This is a genomic window from Propionivibrio sp. (assembly GCF_029255185.1).
Taxonomy (GTDB): Bacteria; Pseudomonadota; Gammaproteobacteria; order Burkholderiales; family Rhodocyclaceae; genus Propionivibrio.
This window is the reverse complement of record NZ_JAPUVO010000044.1, coordinates 1-16,331: the sequence shown is the minus strand read 5'-3', so window position 1 is coordinate 16,331 and position 16,331 is coordinate 1. Positions and strand designations below refer to the sequence as shown.

Below are 16,331 nucleotides of genomic sequence, written 5' to 3'. Positions count from 1 at the left end.
TCCATGAGTCACCCCAAAAAGACAGAAAACTACACAATTCCAAACGCTGTGAACAGCCCCTCTGTAACTCATTGAGCGTAAACGATTATTTCTGTGGGTCGACGACAATGGCATTCGCATTTTGATGCAATTGCCCTGGGCGTGGCAAGAATAGCACCGAGCGCAGCGCCCCCGCGTGATAGAATCCGACCTCTGACAAACTTTTCAGTAGGTATCGGGTGAATTCGGTATCTGTGAAATGGGGGCGACCTGGCTTCGACGTGGGTTGCAAAGCAGTGCAGCGCATACCGAGGACCAGTCACCTCGTAAATCCATCTGGAAACTACTAAACGCCAACGACGAGCGTTTTGCTCTAGCCGCTTAGGCGGTTGGACCGCTGTACTGATCGGTCTCTGGGTCAGGTGAGGCAACTCACGACAGCGTCATTCACAGAGGCTCGCCCTTGCCAGGGTTACTTTGGCAAGGGCTAAATCCAAGGTAACTCGCCTGAAGCAAGCCTGTTCGGCCGGCGTGCAACGGTTAAAATCCAAATGACCGGACTAAGTATGTAGAACTGTCTGTAGAGGACTTGCGGACGGGGGTTCGATCCCCCCCGCCTCCACCACTAAAATTTGCAAAGACACCCTCTTTGCATTCCGACGAACCCCGCCAGACGCCACGTCTCGCGGGGTTTTTCACTTCTGCTTGCGGACTTGGCCTCCGGTCGTGCCGCCAGATTTCCGGCTTTCTCACGCCGTTCTCACTCTCTTTTCTCTGTTTTCTGCGAACGCGAAACGCGCCAAGTCCACAAGACGGCCCCTTTTCAATTCATGGGGTTGCGCGAGTTTTGGCGCTGTCGGTTTTTTTGAGCATCGACTCGCTGCCGACAATGTGAGAGAAAGAGAAAGCATCCTCAAGTCTGCGCAGCCGGTAGCGGGTTGCCAGCACGTCGGGGCTTGGATGCAGCCAGGTCAACGCGTCGCCGCTGATCCTCCCACGACAAGGGAGTGTCTACCGCGAGATCGAACAGCGACACGTTCTCTGGCAGGGTCTCGTCGAGAATTGCGGTGACGATGTCAGGGGCCAGCGTGGTCAGGTTGACCATTCGGCTGACGTAACTGCGGTCGAGCTTTTCCTGCTTGGCGATCTCGGTGAGATTGGCCACCTTGCCGCTCTCAACCTGGCGCATCCACCGGTGGCCTCGTGCCAAGGCGATCTGGATGGCGGTCGGCGCACGTTCTCCGGTCAGGGATGTGGAAATGCCCTGGGGCACGACCACCTGCCGCCGCCCGCCATAGCGCTTGATCCGGATCGGGATCGATACAGTTACCGTGCCGTCGGCGGCCCGGAGCACCATCGGCTCACCCGGGAATTCCAATATTGTGTGCCTCATGCTGTCGCCTCCTCTGACTTGGTCTGCTTGCCGGTGCGCGGTCGGTTTGGGTCCCGAATGACATCAAGCGCGAGGTTCTCGACGCCGTTGGGGAGCAACTTCACCTGAAGTTCGTTGGGCGAAACGACGATGCGGTCGACCAGCAGTTGGACGACCCGGTACTGCTCCAAGGGAAACAGCTGATCCCACACCAGATCGATGCGGCTCAGGGCCACGGCCACCTGCATCTCGCTCATGCCGGCGGTCGCATTGTCCTTGAGCCGGCTGATCTCGCGCCAGACTTGGGCGACCACCTCCGGCGAACGCATGATCCCCCGCAACTGCGCCATGACAGCTTCTTCGATTTCTCCGGCGGGAAGCATCTTCATGCCAGACGCCCCGTATCCTTCCTTGGCATCGCGCGTGGGAAGGTAATAGCGATACAGCCTGCCTCCACGGCCCTTGGTTGCATGGGGTGTCATGGCACGTCCGTCCGTAGTGAAAAGCAGTCCCTTGAGCAGCGCCGGGCGTTCGGTTCTCGGTTGTTGTTTCCTGGCACCGTTTGGCTTCGACGCCAGCGCAGACTGTGCCGCTTCCCATTCGCTCCGGGTGATGATGGCTTGATGCTCGCCGGGGTAGCAGATTCCCTTGAAGCGGATGTCGCCGACGTAGATCGGGTTGTTGAGAATCTTGTAGAGCGCGCCCTTGTCGATCAGTTTCCCCACCCGGTCGTTGCCTGACTGTGCAATCCACGACTTGGTGGTCACGCCCTCGTACCGCAGTTGCTGCACCAGCATCGTTGTCGAACCAACGCGTGGGTAGTCGGTGAATATGCGCCGCACCACTGCTGCCTCGGCTTCGTTGATCACCAGTTTTCGGTTGGCCACGTCGTAACCCAGGGGCGGCACACCACCGACCCATTTCCCCTTGCGCTTGCTGGCAGCGATCTTGTCGCGGATGCGTTCCCCGGTCACTTCACGCTCGAACTGGGCGAACGACAGCAAGACGTTCAGCATCAGCCGCCCCATCGACGTGGTGGTGTTGAACTGCTGGGTGACCGACACGAAGGACACCCCTTGGCGCTCGAACACCTCGACCATCTTGGAAAAGTCGGAAAGGCTGCGCGTCAGGCGGTCGATCTTGTAGACCACCACGATGTCGATCTTGCCGGCCTCGATATCGGCCATCAGGCGTTTGAGCGCCGGGCGCTCCATGTTGCCGCTCGAGAACGCCGGATCGTCGTAGTCGTCGGCGACCGGAATCCACCCCTCTGCGCGCTGGCTGGCCACATAAGCGTGGCCGGCATCCCGCTGTGCATCGATGGAGTTGTATTCCTGGTCGAGCCCCTCGTCGGTGGACTTGCGCGTGTAGACCGCACAACGCATTCGTTTCTTGATGCTGCTGTCCGGTGCGTTCACTTGGCACCTCCGGTGATGGATTTCTCGCGCAGGCCGAAGAATGCCGGGCCAGACCATCGCGTCCCGGTGATCTCGTTCGAGATGGCGGTCAGGCTTCGGTACGATCTGCCCTGGTATTCAAACTGGCCATCCGGCATGGCCACCACGCGATGGACCGCGTCACCGAATTCGCGGGTAAGCACCGTGCCGGGGGCCAGTTTGACAAGCTCGCCCCGACCGGCCTTTGCCTTCGGTTTCGTGCGTTCCAGCAGTGCGTCGATGCGCGCCTTGTTCCGTTCCAGCACTGTTGGCTGTTGCTGGGCGAACTCCAGTTCCTGCAGCCGGTAGGCAATGCGCCGTTCCAGGTACTGGCGGTTGTGCGTCGGCATCGGGGTGCCGAAAATCTGCTGCCACAGCGATTTGATCTCTTCGAATGGGATGTCGGGCAGGCGCGCGATTCGGCCGATCACCCCGGACGTTGCGGTTGATGTGCTCATTCAAACTCCTTTCTGTTTGGCCAGCAGCGCCTCGCGGACGGCGCTGCGAACTCGTGATGAGGGGTTTGTATGAACGCGCTGTGGTGGGGAAAAGCCAAGGTCAGGCCGTTCTCTTTCCTCGGCTGATGGCTCGGGCTTCGTTCGCAAACGGATCACGCCGAGCGCCAGTATTGATGCGACTTCCGCGCGTCGCTCCTCAATGGTCATTCGGGCCGGATCAATCACGTTTAAGGTCTTCATGGTGAGCGCTCCATCAATGAAAAAGCTTGATGGGCATTCTGGTTTGGGGGCGGCACTTTCCTCCATCGCAGAATTGACAAGCGTTGCGAACGCCTGCGGGTGATTGCGGAAGAAGAAGGTGGCCGTGCAGCACCGATGCCGCCTTGCCGGTGCTTGGCACACGGCATGCAACTTCAACTACGCAAACAAATCTTGCGTTTTAATATCCGCAAGACTAGAATTCTGGTTTAGGAGGCGACCATGCTCGAAAAGATTTCGCAAAAGTTGATCGGCTACCGTGTCAAGGCTGCGCGCGTTGCTGCGGGCTGGACACAGGATCAGCTCACCCAGAAATTGGGCTTGAACGACCGCCAGTCGATTTCCGACATCGAGAACGGCAAGCGTGCGCTGAAGCCGGAGGAACTGCTGGCGCTGTCCGACTTGCTGGATCGGGACATCGAGTTCTTCGTCGACCCGTTCGCAGTGGCCGGCGAGGCACAGTTCTCGTGGCGGACGGCCCCTGAGGTTCCCGAGGACAGCCTGGACGGGTTTGAATTGAAAGCAGGCCAGTGGATCGGCCTGCTTCGCTGGCTGCGTGAACAGCAAGGCGGTCGGGCAAGCGTGCTCAAGCGGGCGTTGCGTCTGTCCCCCCAGTCGTCGTTCGAGGATGCCCAGGATCGCGCCGAGAGTCTCGTTGCCGAACTGGATCTGGGCATCATTCCGGCTGAAACGCTGATCGACAAGATTGAGCGCGAGCTCGACATCCCGGTGCTGTTCGTCGATACGGTGGACGCTGGCGACGGCCAGTCCATTTCCGGTGCGACGTGCCACCTCGAGGAGATGGGCGTCATCCTCATCAACCGCAACGAGAGCGAGGCGCGTCGCTACTACGATCTGGCGCACGAGCTCTTTCATGCGCTCACCTGGGATGCGATGCAGCCCGAACACCGGGAGTCGAATTCCAGCGAGGAGCGCAACAAGGGGAAGCGCATCGAGCAGCTGGCGAACAACTTCGCCGCCGCGCTGCTGATGCCGCGTGCTTCCTTGGACAAACTGATCGATGGTCACCGCCAGGACGACATCCCCCACCTGTGCGAGGTCGCAGCGCTGCTGCGCGTTGCGCCGGTGGCATTGGCGTGGCGACTGTTCAACCTCAAGCTCATCAGTGACGACACCCGTCGCAATCTCTGCCAAGAGAAGCAGCGACCATCGGTGTCAGGCCCACCCAAGCGTTTCTCCATCGCCTTCGTGCGCATGCTGCACGAGTCGTTGGAAAGCGGACGATTGTCGGCCCGCAAGGCCGCCAAGACCATGGGACTGGGACTGGGTGGTCTGGCCGAGCTCTTCGCTCAGTACGATCTCCCCGCACCGTTCGAGCTATGAGGTGCGGACCGTATGCCGAAAACCCGAGTCTTTGCTGACACCAATGTCATCCTCGAAGCATTCCGTACCGGCTGCTGGACTGCAATCAGCAGCCATTTCGCTGTCGAGACCGTCGAAAAATGTGTCGAGGAGACGCTCACCGGCAATCCCGGCGACCCTCGCCACATCAAGGTTGATCCAGCCGACCTGAACGCCGGCCTGGCCGGCCAGTATCCGGTGACGCGCAAGGAACTCGCGTCCGTGGTGCTCGCCCATCCTTCCTGCGGCACGCTCGACGATGGCGAAAAACATCTGCTGGCGTGGCTGCTCGCCAACAAGCTGCTGCCCTCTGCCATCGTTGTCGTGACCACCGCCGACAAGGCGGCGTTGATCTCGACACACGCACTCGGCTGGCTCGACTGCGCGGTCTCCCTGGAAGATCTGGCACGCCAGGCGGGAGTCGGCCGCGCCAACCTCGATGCACTTGCCCTGCAATACCGAGAAGACTGGCTTTCGGGCATCAAGACCAAGATTCGGATGGGCATCATTCCGTAGCGCCTGAGGATGACGGCGTTGCGGCCTTTTCTCGTTGACATGGAAACTCGGGCCAACGCCGAAACAACTTGGGGGATTTGCTTTATGGCTTCTTGAAGGGCATGGTGAAGGGAGAACAAGAATGAAGGTTTTCAACGCTCGGCACTTTCTGCGGCACGTCTCGATGCCGACGCTTCGGGAATTCACCGACGGGCATATCCTCGGCGCGAGACTGCTCGTCAACTGGACGCAGCCTGCCGAGATGCTACCTGCCGCCGTGGCTGATGCGGTCGAAGCCCTCGACGCTTCATTGCACGATCCTGCTATCGACCCGGCAGAGCGGAAAGCCATCGAACAGGACTTGTGGCTCTGGCACGATGATCTGCGTCGTGCCCACATGATGTCGAACGGGCTGGCCATTCAGGAATTCCGCAGTGCCTGTGCCGATGACCAGGCCGTCCTGGATGCATTCGCATCGCGCGACGAGCGTGAAATCGCGCTCTGGATGATGGCAAACCGTGACAAGACGTTCCGCGATGCCGAACTGCACATTGCCTTCCAAGCCAAGACCAACGGCAAATACTGGAAGAAACATCGCATCCAGCCTGGACTTGATCCCACGCGCGACCGCGCCCAACTCGAAGCCTTCTGCCACGATGTCGCCAAGCTCTACAAGAAGGATGGCGCTGGCGACGGCATCCATATCGAGGTCAGCGAGCGTCCCGTCGATGAGAGTATTCAACTCACGATCTACGTCGAAGGGCCGGTGACCGCCCTTGCGCACTTCGCCCAGAACCACTTCACGCGACTCACGACCCGCATTGCGCTGGAAACGGCCATCGTCTACCACCCTGGCTCCGGCATCGTGGAGACCATCGTCAAGGGAGGCGCGAAAAATCACACCGCCGTGCTGCAACTGTTCGGCAAGCATGTCGTTGCCCAGGAGCTCACTCCCGAGGTGATCGAAAAGAAGCGCTACAAGCTCAATGCCCTGCGTGACGGACTGATGGAGCCATTCGAGGACTGGTCGACCCACGGTGTCGACAAGGTTCGATTGCGTCGTGCGCGTTTCTGCCCATCAGGAAGTACTGGAGTCGCCTTTCAGGTGGAGGCATCCCCCGACAAGGAGCACGACGACGCAATCCAGATTGCCCTCCATGCACTGAAGGTCGAGCATTCCTTCGAGGCGGAATACAACATGGAGGGGGCCAGCGTCATCGTCTACACGGGCACGAGTGACAAGGGGAAGACCCAGCATTTCAGCTTTGACCTGTATTCGTCCGGTTCCTCAACGATCAAGAACCTGTCGGCGCAGAATCAGACCATCGCCAATGCCGTGCTGCTTGCCTTGAATGTCATCGAGCCAGACGAGCCAGCTGAGGATACCCCCGATGGAGACGAGGGTGGCGAATGAGTCAGGCGCAGGTCGACGCCACGTCCCTGTTTTGCCGGCTCCTGGATCTCGCCAAGCCGGAGATCAACGGCCAGTCTCTTCGAGACGGGCACGACAAGGTCGCAGCGACGCACCTGCTCCGTGAACGCGTGCTCGTGCTGGGCAAGCCGCTCGACTGGGTCACCTGTCCGGAATGCGGCATCGAGACCGCGCGCGTGGTTCGAGAAAAATCCCCGGACAAGATCATTCTGCACTGCCCGGAATGCATCGACGTGGTGGCGTCCCGGCATTTGCGCGAAACATACAAGGTGGCATTGCAGAAATTCATTCCAAGCCTGCTGAACGGACTCGCACTTTCGGCCAACGGCATGAAGCAGATCGAGCCCGATCTGATCTGGCGGCTCGGCACCACCGAGAAACAGCGCGGCAAACCCGTGACATGGTATTTCGCTCGCTGCCTGCATCGACCAGAGGTTGCCAGTCGTCTGCGCGATCAGATCGCTGCCGAAAAGGCAGTACACTCCTGCGTCATTCTGACCAGCAGCGAGGTACCGCTTCCGGCAGGCTCGGTGCTGACCGAATTTGACGTGCGACCGCTGTTCACGGTCGGTCGTGTCGGCCAGAGCAAATTCGAGTTCTTCCCAGATCGCCAACCGGCTCCGGGCTCCCAAGCCCTGAACGAGGCGACTCCGGGCACCACGCTTCGCTACGTCAGAGGCGAGGCCGCTGCGTACATCGATGAAACCAAGTACCCGCTGGAGCCACGCCAGCAAAAAATCCTGATCGCCTTGATCGACGACCTCGATCATGAGTTGGACAAGGAGGCGCTCAAGACAGCATGCGGATCGCAATCCCAACGGTTTTCGCCCAGCAAGGAATTTGAGCGCAACCCGGTCGTATACAAGGCATTCATCCGCTACCTGCGTGACGATGAACGCTACGCATTGATCATTCCCGACGACGACCGCGACTGGCTGCACTGACGCGCCTGTCGCACTGCGTTTTTCCGCAATAACCCGGCTCCGGTCTTCGACCAAGCCGGGTTTTTTGCTTTCTGGGCGCACCGATTCAGTTTGAGGAACGACCCCGAGGAATCTGAGGAACGGTCGCAGGCATCTCGCTCGATGAAATGCACGCATCGGTTGGCAGTGCTGATCCAAGCGCCAGCAACCGGTGACAACCCATCATCGAAGGAGATGCAAATGCACGGCGAACAGCTGAAAACGCGGCATCTGACCCAGCGGGAACTTGCAGACCGCTGGAACAAGTCGGAAGCCACCATAGAAAGATATCGGTCTGACGGCGTCGGACCCAAGTACCTCAAGATCGGCGGCAAGGTGATGTATCGCCTTGAGGACATCGAGCAGTTTGAGCTCGACTGCCTGTACGAGAGCCCGAACAGTCGGATTGCTCCGGCCGCCGCCAACTACATGCGCGGGGTGACGGCATGAATATCGTCGCCCTCCGTCATGCAATCAGTCAGTCCCCTGCCGACTACGCCGTCGCGCCGCTGGAGGCCTACAGGGAACTCGTCGCGCAGGCCGATCAGCTACAGGCGTTTGCCAAGTCCGTCCGCGAGTTCGTCGAGCACATCGGCGAACTGCGCTATGGCGAGGCAGCACGCAAGGCACGCCTGGCCGATGGCCGCGACTTCGGCGTCATCCGTATCAGCGACCAGGACGAGACCGTCATCTGTGATCAGAAACGGATCGTGGACTGGGATCAGTCCCGACTCGCCGCGATGTTCAACCGGATGAACGCGGCTGGTGACGACCCGGCTCAGTACATGGATGTGGCCTTCAAGGTGCCCGAGTCCAAATACAACGCCTGGCACACAGCACTCCGAGAGCAATTCGCGCCCGCACGCACTATTCGTCCCGGCAAGGCCAGCTACCGGCTTGCCTCCCTCGATAGCAAGGAATGAGGAGCCCATCATGATTCCAACCCTCTACGAATTCGAATCGCAGTCGGTCCGCGTGGTGGCCGATGACACCGGCGCACCGTGGTTCAACGCGAAGGACGTGTGCAACGTGCTGGGCTTCGGAAATGCACGGCAGGCACTGGATACCCATGTCGACGCTGAGGATGTCCAGAAGCTGGACACCCTTACTCCCGGCGGCCGCCAGCGCCAAAACCACATCAACGAATCCGGTCTGTATGCCTTGATTCTCGGCTCCATCAAGCCGGAGGCGAAACGCTTCAAGCGCTGGGTCACCACCGAGGTGCTGCCGGCAATTCGCCAAACTGGTTCCTACGCGGCGACGAACGCCGTAACTGCGTTGCCGATGCCCACCCAAGACAAGGTCAGCGCGCTGCTTCTCATCGGCGAGGCTGTCGCCAAGGTGCCCGGCGTTCGCAGTGGCATCGCAATGGCGGCGACCCTCACGGCGATCCATGAAAACACCGGCATTACCCTGGAAGCACTGCGCAAGGCGCTGCCGGCGGCAAACGAGCCGATTTCCGCACTGAATCCGACTCAGTTGGGCGAACGGTTGGGCTGGTCTGCGCGTGCGGTGAATTCCCGTCTGCGTGATCAGGGACTGCAGTTCCGCAACGAGCGTGACGAGTGGCAGCTGACCGAGGCCGGGTGCGCCTATGGCGAAGCCCATCCGTACAGCCGCAATGGCCACAGTGGTTACCAGATTCTCTGGCGTGCTGAGGTGACCGATCTGCTGAAGGAGGTTGCGTGATGGCCTTCCCGTTCATTTGCGCCGAGGAACGGCTGAAACGCCGTCGCACGCTCAAGATCGGGGTGGCTGGCGTGCCGGGGATCGGCAAGACATCCCTGATCCAGACTTTGCCGACGGATCGCACGCTGCATGTCGAAATCGAGGACGGCGATCTTTCCGTGGCCGCCTGGGCTGGAGATGTGTTTCACCCGACGACCTGGCCGCAGTTCCGAAACCTGGTGACGCTGCTGGCAGGTCCGTCCGCCACGGCCACGGCAGGCGATGCGTACTCGGAGGAGAAATACCGGGCCCTGTGCGCCGACCAGGGCGACATGACCCTGATCGACCGGTACGAGTATGTCTTCATCGACAGCCTGTCGGCGCTTTCGCGGCTGTGTTTCGCCTGGTGCAAGACCCAGCCACAGGCTTTCTCTGAAAAGACCGGCAAGCCCGACACGCGCGGGGCCTACGGCCTGCTCGCCAACGAGATGATCAACGCCATCACGATCCTGCAGCACATGCAGAACCGGCATGTCATCTACACCGTGATCCTCAACGAGAAGGTCGGCGAGAAAAACGAGAAGAGTTTTGATCTGCAGATGGAGGGGAGCAAGACCACCGCAGAGTTCCTTGGAGTTGTGGATGTCATTGCCACGATGGCTCTGCAGCCCAGCCCCTCGGGCCCCAGACGCGTGCTGATCACGCGGCAGGACAACCTGCTGGGGCTTCCCGCCAAGGATCGCTCCGGTCGCCTCGACTCCACCGAAGAACCCCATCTCGACCGCCTGATCGCCAAGTGCATCGGGCAAGCCTCGAACTGAATACAGGAGATTTCACCATGTCAATGGACTACAACAGCGCCCCCCGCCAAAACGACGGTTTCAGCCCAATTCCACACGGTACCTTCCTCAAGGTGCGCCAGACCATCCGACCCGGCGCCTATACCGATCAAGCCCAAGGCTGGCACGACGGCACGCCCACCCAGTCCGAGCGCACCGGGGCGATCTACATCAACTGCGAGTACACCGTGGTGTGCGGCGAGTTCCACAAGCGCAAGTTCTTCGGACTGATCGGCCTGTGGAGCGCCAAGGGCAAGACATGGGGCGACATGGGCCGGGCGACGATCCGGGCCATGCTGGACAGTGCACGCGGCGTGCACCCGGACGACAACACCCCGCAGGCCGTGGCGGCCCGGTGCATTAACGATTTCGGTGACCTGGACGGACTGGAGTTTGCCGTGCAGATCGCCGTCGAAAAGGATGACCGGGGCGATCAGCGCAACGTCATCAAGCAGATCATCGAACCCGGCCATCCCCAGTACCAGGCGGTCATGGCATGCACCAGCCAGGCTGCGGCGACAACGTCGGCAGCCCCTGCGCCGAGCATGGCCACGCCGCGTACCCAGCAGACATCTAAGCCGGTCTGGGCGCAATGATGGGGAGGGCGAATGAAATGCTGGGTTTGCAAACGTCAGGCCCGGGGGTTCGGTCACTTGGATGGTCGATTCAAGATCGCCGACCCCCGGCGTTATCCCCTCGACTGGGTGTTCTGCTCGCGCCGGTGCCAGGACGCGTTCCACAAGCTCTACGGCAACTGGACCGACGCCAAACGATTCGACAGGGAGGTCGCCATGACCGACCCGTCTGAACTGGAGATTGCCGCCATGAGGAAATGCCTCAAGGCCTTTGGCGAGGCGGCCGGGGAAATCGGCTTCGACAAGCCCCTCGGGGCGTACTCGGAAACCGAGGCCCTGCGCGTGATCGACGCCATCGTCACCTGCTACACGGATGCGATGGTGGTCGCACACGAAGCCAGCAAGTACCCGCCGATGCGTGGCACAAATGCGCCCGTCAGCGATCCGTTCGCGGATCTCGCAGATGACCTGCCGTGGGAGGGAAGCTGATGTTGAACTTCAACTCATCCTCCTCTCTCCCCGGGCGACTGACGGCGCTGATCGATGCCGGCATGCAGGCTGTCCGGGTGAAACAGGCGGGACGCGCCTATCTTGGCGCTTCCCGGCTCGGGGTGGCCTGCGAGCGCGCCCTGCAGTACGAGTATGCCCAGGCGTCGGTCGACCCGGGCCGTGAAACCGAAGGGCGCATGCTGCGCATTTTCGAGCGCGGCCATATGGTTGAGGACTGCATGGCCACTTGGATGCGCGGCGCGGGCTTTGATCTGCGCACGCACAATGCCGACGGCGAGCAGTTCGGCTTTTCGGCGGCGGACGGGCGACTCCAGGGCCACATCGATGGGGTCGTCACCGGTGGCCCCGATGGTTTTGGTTATCCCTGCCTGTGGGAGAACAAGTGCCTGGGTGCCAAGTCCTGGCGCGACCTCGAGAAGAATCGGCTGGCTGTCTCGAAACCGGTCTATGCAGCGCAGGTAGCGATCTACCAAGCCTATCTCGAACTCACCGAGCACCCGGCGCTGTTCACGGCGGTGAATGCCGACACGATGGAGATCTATACCGAGCTCGTGCCGTTCGATGCAGCACTGGCTCAGCGCATGTCGGATCGCGCGGTAAAGGTCATCACGGCAACCGAGGCTGGCGAACTGCTGCCCCGGTCGTTTGCCGATCAGACCTATTTCGAGTGCCGGATGTGCGCCTGGCAAGACCGCTGCTGGAGGGCGCAATGATGACATCCATCCAAGTACGCGAGCACGCCAAGGCCAAACTGCCCCCGCCGCTGGTCAAGATCCGCACTATCGAGCGAATGCTGTTGCGCCATGCCACCGGGCCAATTCCGGAGGCACGCCTGGTCGTGGCGGTGATCTGTCAGGCAATGGCCGACTGTCGCAGTGGCTCCAAGGACGACCGTCGAACCGCCCGCGCTTTCCTGAACGGTGGTGATCTCGATGCATGGGCAGCCCTGGTCGACCTCAATCCGGCGTTTATTCGCGAGGTAGCCATCAAAACCCACTACCTACCGGAAGCGCCCATGACGACAAGTGGCGCAGTACCGGCAACCATTGCAACAGGGAGGACGCATGCTGGATTTCAATCCCGCCCCACCCACATGTGATGTTGCGGCAGGCAATGAGCGCGACGAGGTACGCGCAGACCTGATCGCGCGAATCGAGTCGGTGCTGACCACGATGTTCCCTGCAGGCAAGAAGCGTCGGGGCAAGTTTCTGATCGGCGATGTGCTTGGCAGTCCCGGCGATAGCCTGGAGGTGGTGCTCGAAGGCGAGAAGGCTGGACTCTGGACGGATCGCGCCACGGGAGACGGCGGCGACATCTTCGCACTGATCGCCGCCTACCTTGGAGCCAACGTCCACACCGATTTCCCCCGGGTGCTCGACGAGGCAGCTGATCTGCTCGGCCGTTCTCGGTCGATGCCGATGCGCAAAACGAAGAAGGAAGCCCCGGTCGACGATCTCGGTCCAGCCACCGCGAAGTGGGATTACCACGACGCAGCCGGCAAGCTTATCGCGGTGGTCTACCGCTACGACCCGCCAGGGCGGAAGAAGGAGTTTCGCCCTTGGGATGCCAAGCGGCGCAAGATGGCCCCGCCCGATCCTCGTCCCCTCTACAACCAGCCGGGCCTTGCCGCCGTCGATCACGTTGTTCTGGTCGAAGGCGAGAAATGCGCGCAGGCGCTGATCGAGATCGGCATCGTGGCCACGACGGCGATGCACGGTGCAAATGCCCCGGTGGAGAAAACCGACTGGTCGCCGCTCTCGGGGAAGGCAGTGCTCATCTGGCCCGACCGCGACAAGCCGGGCTGGGAATACGCAATGGCGGCTGGGCAGGCAGCCCTCGCGGCGGGAGCGTCGTCCTGTGACGTGCTCCTGCCACCTGACGACAAGTCTGATGGATGGGATGCGGCCGACGGTATCGGCGAGGGCTTCGATGTCGCGTCATTCGTGTCTTCCGGGCCAAAGATGTGTATCAAGCCGTCCAAGGGGCTTCCGGCGCAGGAAGCCACGGTATGGGCGACGGACGATGCGCTGGCACTGGCCTTCACGTCACGCTACGCCGACGACTGGCGATACTGTGCATCCTGGGGAAAATGGCTGGTCTGGACGGGGACGCGCTGGCAGGCCGACGAAACCCTGCTGGTGCATCACCTGATCCGCTCGATCTGCCGCGAGGCTGCGGTCAAGGTCGATTCCCACCGCTTGGCGGCGAAGCTGCTCGCAAGCAGTACCGTTGGCGGCGTCGAGCGGCTTGCGCGTACCGACCGACGTCATGCGTCGACTTCCGACGAGTGGGATGCCGACCTATTCGCGCTCAACACGCCGGGCGGCATCGTGGCGTTGGCCAGTGGCAAGCTACGGCCACACGACCGGGCCGACCGCATGACCAAGATCGCCACGGCAACGCCACGGGGCGAGTGTCCGCGATGGTTGGCCTTCCTGTCGGATGTCACTGGCAGCGATGCCGAGTTGCAGAGCTACCTGCAGCGGATGGTCGGCTACTGCCTGACCGGAGCAACCAGCGCACACGCGCTGTTCTTCCTCTACGGCACCGGAGCCAACGGCAAGAGCGTGTTCGCCAACGTGATCAGCACCATTCTCGGCGATTACGCCTCGACTGCGCCGATGGACACCTTCGTCGAAACGCGCGGCGACCGGCATCCGACCGATCTGGCGGGCCTGCGCGGGGCACGCTTCGTCACGGCCATCGAAACCGAACAGGGACGACGCTGGAACGAGTCGAAGGTGAAGGCCATCACGGGTGGCGACAAGGTGTCGGCTCGCTTTATGCGCCAGGATTTCTTCGAGTACACACCGCAGTTCAAGCCGGTCATCGTCGGCAACCACAAGCCGGCCATCCGCAATATCGACGAGGCGATGAAGCGGCGGCTGCACCTGATCCCCTTCACGGTGACCATTCCGCCCGATAAGCGCGACGGCAAGCTGACCGAGAAGTTGCTCGCCGAGCGCGACGGGATCATGGCCTGGGCGGTTGCTGGTTGCCTTGCCTGGCAGCGCGAAGGCCTGAAGCCGCCAGCCTGCGTGGTGTCGGCGACCGAGGAGTACTTCGAAGCAGAGGACGCGCTGGGTCAGTGGATAGAGGAGCGCTGCCTGCTGGCCAATACGCACCGCGAAGGCGTCTCCGAACTGTTCGCCGACTGGCGCGAGTGGGCCGAGCGGGCCGGCGAATACGTGGGCTCGATCAAGCGGTTTTCCGAGCTGATGACGACGCGCAAGTTCGAGAAATGCCGGCTGACCGGAGGCGCTCGCGGCATCGCGGGCATCACGCTCAGACCCAAGCCCTACAGCCATGGCTACCCGTATCGGGACGACTAGGAAAACTGGCGAGTGACGGATTTGACAGGTTTGCTGATTAACCCGTCTCGCGTGCGCGCGTACACGCAGGATAGGGAGATATCCGGGAAATCTGTCACATCCGTCACTCGCCCCAAGAAATGGAGCAGACGATGAATACGACGATCTTGGCCCTCGATCTGGGCACGAATACCGGGTGGGCGCTGCACCACCTGGACGGCAGCATCATCAGCGGCACGGAATGCTTCAAGCCACAGCGATTCGAGGGCGGCGGGATGCGCTTCCTGCGCTTCAAACGCTGGCTCAGCGAACTGTTGTCGGCAAGCCACTCCATCAACGCGGTGTACTTCGAAGAGGTGCGGCGACACGCGGGAGTGGATGCGGCACACGCCTATGGCGGCTTCATGGGGCAACTGACCGCATGGTGCGAGCACCACAACATCCCGTACCAGGGCGTCCCGGTCGGCACGATCAAGAAGCACGCGACCGGTAAAGGCAATGCCGGCAAGGACGAGATGATCGCGTCCGTCCAATCGCGTGGCCACGCCCCGAGCGACGACAACGAAGCCGATGCCCTGGCGCTCTTGCACTGGGCCATCGAAACGCAGGAGGTGTGACGTGAAGATCCCTGCACAGCAATACCGCTGCCCTCTCGGTCGCCTGCAACCGCAGATCACCGACCTGGAAGCCATCAAGCAGACCGGCTGGCGCGACCAGCACATCCTCGTGGTGTCCGAGGAGGACGCGCGGTTGGATTTCGTCGAGCGTGAATTTGTGCGGCGAATTGGGGAACGCCTGTACGGAGGAAAACGTCATGGCTGAATGGACGATGGACGACGTGGCGGCTCGGTTTGCCGAGGCGGCCGAGACGGGGCGGCGGCTGCCACCAGTCAGGGTGCAGGGCTACTTCAACATCTGGCCCGCCTTCGTGCGCAAGGGGTGGGAAGGCTTCGCCGACAAGGACTACGAGTACCGGCCACTCCCTCCAACCCCTGAGGCCATCGACCGGATGCTGGAAGCGATGCGCTGGGTGCAATGGCTGGAGGAGGAGCAGCGTCACCTGATCTGGATGCGTGCCAAGCAATATGAGTGGCAGAAGATTGCTCGGCGCTTTGGGTGTTGTACCAAGACGGCCCAGCGGCGCTGGCAACGTGCCCTGCAGATGGTGGCCGACCGACTCAATGGTGTGTCCATGCCTGTCGCGGTTAGCAATATTGAGCAATATTGACAACGATTGGCGGCATTTGCGGAATGCTTCGGGCGGTTGCGGATTTAGATGCGTTCAGGGGGTGTCCCATCTCGGGCCATATTCACCTAGAGTGACGCCTATGATCTGGACAGCGGTGCGGGCAGCGAAGGTCTCACGAATCAAGAGGGGTCCTTCCTTCCCCAAATCCCATGCGGGGGGCGCGAGCGCGGCATTTCGCTAGCGTCAAACTGCAAACCGGGGTTTGCAGGGTTTGCAGGTTTGCACCCCAGTCCTACCGGCCCGCCACTGCGCGGGCCTTTTAGTTTCTACCGCAGCAGCGACCCTCGCGGCCCGTGACGGGGCTTTCCTCCTTTCACCCGTCCGGGCCGCACCTTTTTTGGAAACCCGAACTGAATATGCTCAACGTCGAGTACCGCAAGGTCGAGACGCTGATCCCCTACGCCCGGAATCCAAGGACGCACAAC

Annotated in this window: 20 protein-coding genes and 1 other RNA gene; 17 read left to right on the top strand and 4 right to left on the bottom strand. The window is 61.3% G+C overall.

The window, feature by feature from the left end; all coding sequences use genetic code 11:
* The first annotated feature begins 240 nt into the window (after positions 1–240).
* Positions 241–604: a transfer-messenger RNA gene (ssrA, locus tag Q1J43_RS01060) on the top strand.
* A 288-nt stretch (positions 605–892) separates the two neighbouring features.
* Here ssrA and Q1J43_RS01055 read toward each other — a convergent pair.
* Genes Q1J43_RS01055 through Q1J43_RS01040 form a run of 4 tightly spaced genes read right to left on the bottom strand, consistent with a single transcriptional unit; the run spans position 893 to position 3,485 of the window.
* On the bottom strand, positions 893–1,372 hold the full coding sequence (locus Q1J43_RS01055; protein ID WP_301100438.1) for a LacI family transcriptional regulator: 480 nt from the start codon (positions 1,370–1,372) through the stop codon (positions 893–895).
* On the bottom strand, positions 1,369–2,769 hold the full coding sequence (locus tag Q1J43_RS01050; RefSeq protein ID WP_301100437.1) for a recombinase family protein: 1,401 nt from the start codon (positions 2,767–2,769) through the stop codon (positions 1,369–1,371). Before Q1J43_RS01050 ends, Q1J43_RS01055 begins: the two co-directional genes overlap by 4 nt.
* On the bottom strand, positions 2,766–3,245 hold the full coding sequence (locus Q1J43_RS01045; protein ID WP_301100436.1) for a DUF2924 domain-containing protein: 480 nt from the start codon (positions 3,243–3,245) through the stop codon (positions 2,766–2,768). Before Q1J43_RS01045 ends, Q1J43_RS01050 begins: the two co-directional genes overlap by 4 nt.
* Positions 3,246–3,485 carry a hypothetical protein gene (locus Q1J43_RS01040; RefSeq protein WP_301100435.1) on the bottom strand — a complete coding sequence of 80 codons (240 nt, stop codon included), beginning with the start codon at positions 3,483–3,485 and terminating at the stop codon, positions 3,246–3,248.
* Between the two features lie 240 nt (positions 3,486–3,725).
* Between Q1J43_RS01040 and Q1J43_RS01035 the strand changes: the two genes are divergently transcribed.
* The 16 genes from Q1J43_RS01035 (at position 3,726) to Q1J43_RS00960 (ending at position 15,885) form a co-directional block, all read left to right on the top strand.
* Complete coding sequence (locus Q1J43_RS01035; protein ID WP_301100434.1) at positions 3,726–4,847, top strand: XRE family transcriptional regulator; 1,122 nt, start codon at positions 3,726–3,728, stop codon at positions 4,845–4,847.
* Between the two features lie 12 nt (positions 4,848–4,859).
* The gene (locus Q1J43_RS01030) at positions 4,860–5,381 is read left to right on the top strand and encodes a hypothetical protein (protein WP_301100432.1); all 522 of its coding nucleotides are present in this window, start codon (positions 4,860–4,862) and stop codon (positions 5,379–5,381) included.
* A 121-nt stretch (positions 5,382–5,502) separates the two neighbouring features.
* Positions 5,503–6,774 carry a hypothetical protein gene (locus Q1J43_RS01025; RefSeq protein ID WP_301100431.1) on the top strand — a complete coding sequence of 424 codons (1,272 nt, stop codon included), beginning with the start codon at positions 5,503–5,505 and terminating at the stop codon, positions 6,772–6,774.
* On the top strand, positions 6,771–7,736 hold the full coding sequence (locus tag Q1J43_RS01020) for a hypothetical protein (protein ID WP_301100430.1): 966 nt from the start codon (positions 6,771–6,773) through the stop codon (positions 7,734–7,736). The genes Q1J43_RS01025 and Q1J43_RS01020 overlap by 4 nt, the downstream gene beginning before the upstream one ends.
* 219 nt (positions 7,737–7,955) lie before the next feature.
* On the top strand, positions 7,956–8,204 hold the full coding sequence (locus Q1J43_RS01015) for a helix-turn-helix domain-containing protein (RefSeq protein WP_301100429.1): 249 nt from the start codon (positions 7,956–7,958) through the stop codon (positions 8,202–8,204).
* A complete protein-coding gene (locus Q1J43_RS01010; RefSeq protein WP_301100428.1) occupies positions 8,201–8,677 on the top strand; it encodes a hypothetical protein in 477 nt (158 codons plus the stop codon). Before Q1J43_RS01015 ends, Q1J43_RS01010 begins: the two co-directional genes overlap by 4 nt.
* Before the next feature lie 10 nt (positions 8,678–8,687).
* Complete coding sequence (locus tag Q1J43_RS01005) at positions 8,688–9,443, top strand: BRO family protein (RefSeq protein WP_301100427.1); 756 nt, start codon at positions 8,688–8,690, stop codon at positions 9,441–9,443.
* Complete coding sequence (locus tag Q1J43_RS01000; RefSeq protein WP_301100426.1) at positions 9,443–10,243, top strand: ATP-binding protein; 801 nt, start codon at positions 9,443–9,445, stop codon at positions 10,241–10,243. The genes Q1J43_RS01005 and Q1J43_RS01000 overlap by 1 nt, the downstream gene beginning before the upstream one ends.
* Entirely contained in the window at positions 10,219–10,857 is a 639-nt protein-coding gene (locus Q1J43_RS00995) for a hypothetical protein (protein ID WP_301100425.1), read from the top strand. The genes Q1J43_RS01000 and Q1J43_RS00995 overlap by 25 nt, the downstream gene beginning before the upstream one ends.
* Before the next feature lie 12 nt (positions 10,858–10,869).
* Positions 10,870–11,325 (top strand): DUF6511 domain-containing protein, encoded by a 456-nt coding sequence (locus Q1J43_RS00990; RefSeq protein ID WP_301100424.1) that lies wholly within the window; start codon positions 10,870–10,872, stop codon positions 11,323–11,325.
* The gene (locus tag Q1J43_RS00985; protein WP_301100423.1) at positions 11,325–12,059 is read left to right on the top strand and encodes a hypothetical protein; all 735 of its coding nucleotides are present in this window, start codon (positions 11,325–11,327) and stop codon (positions 12,057–12,059) included. Before Q1J43_RS00990 ends, Q1J43_RS00985 begins: the two co-directional genes overlap by 1 nt.
* Positions 12,056–12,445, top strand: a complete 390-nt coding sequence (locus Q1J43_RS00980) for a hypothetical protein (RefSeq protein ID WP_301100422.1) — start codon at positions 12,056–12,058, stop codon at positions 12,443–12,445. Before Q1J43_RS00985 ends, Q1J43_RS00980 begins: the two co-directional genes overlap by 4 nt.
* Positions 12,411–14,678, top strand: a complete 2,268-nt coding sequence (locus tag Q1J43_RS00975) for a phage/plasmid primase, P4 family (protein ID WP_301100421.1) — start codon at positions 12,411–12,413, stop codon at positions 14,676–14,678. The genes Q1J43_RS00980 and Q1J43_RS00975 overlap by 35 nt, the downstream gene beginning before the upstream one ends.
* Positions 14,679–14,809: 131 nt before the next feature.
* Positions 14,810–15,274 carry a hypothetical protein gene (locus tag Q1J43_RS00970; RefSeq protein ID WP_301100420.1) on the top strand — a complete coding sequence of 155 codons (465 nt, stop codon included), beginning with the start codon at positions 14,810–14,812 and terminating at the stop codon, positions 15,272–15,274.
* Position 15,275: 1 nt separating this feature from the next.
* Positions 15,276–15,479, top strand: a complete 204-nt coding sequence (locus Q1J43_RS00965) for a hypothetical protein (RefSeq protein WP_301100419.1) — start codon at positions 15,276–15,278, stop codon at positions 15,477–15,479.
* Entirely contained in the window at positions 15,472–15,885 is a 414-nt protein-coding gene (locus Q1J43_RS00960; RefSeq protein ID WP_301100418.1) for a DUF6362 family protein, read from the top strand. Before Q1J43_RS00965 ends, Q1J43_RS00960 begins: the two co-directional genes overlap by 8 nt.
* Positions 15,886–16,331: the final 446 nt, after the last annotated feature.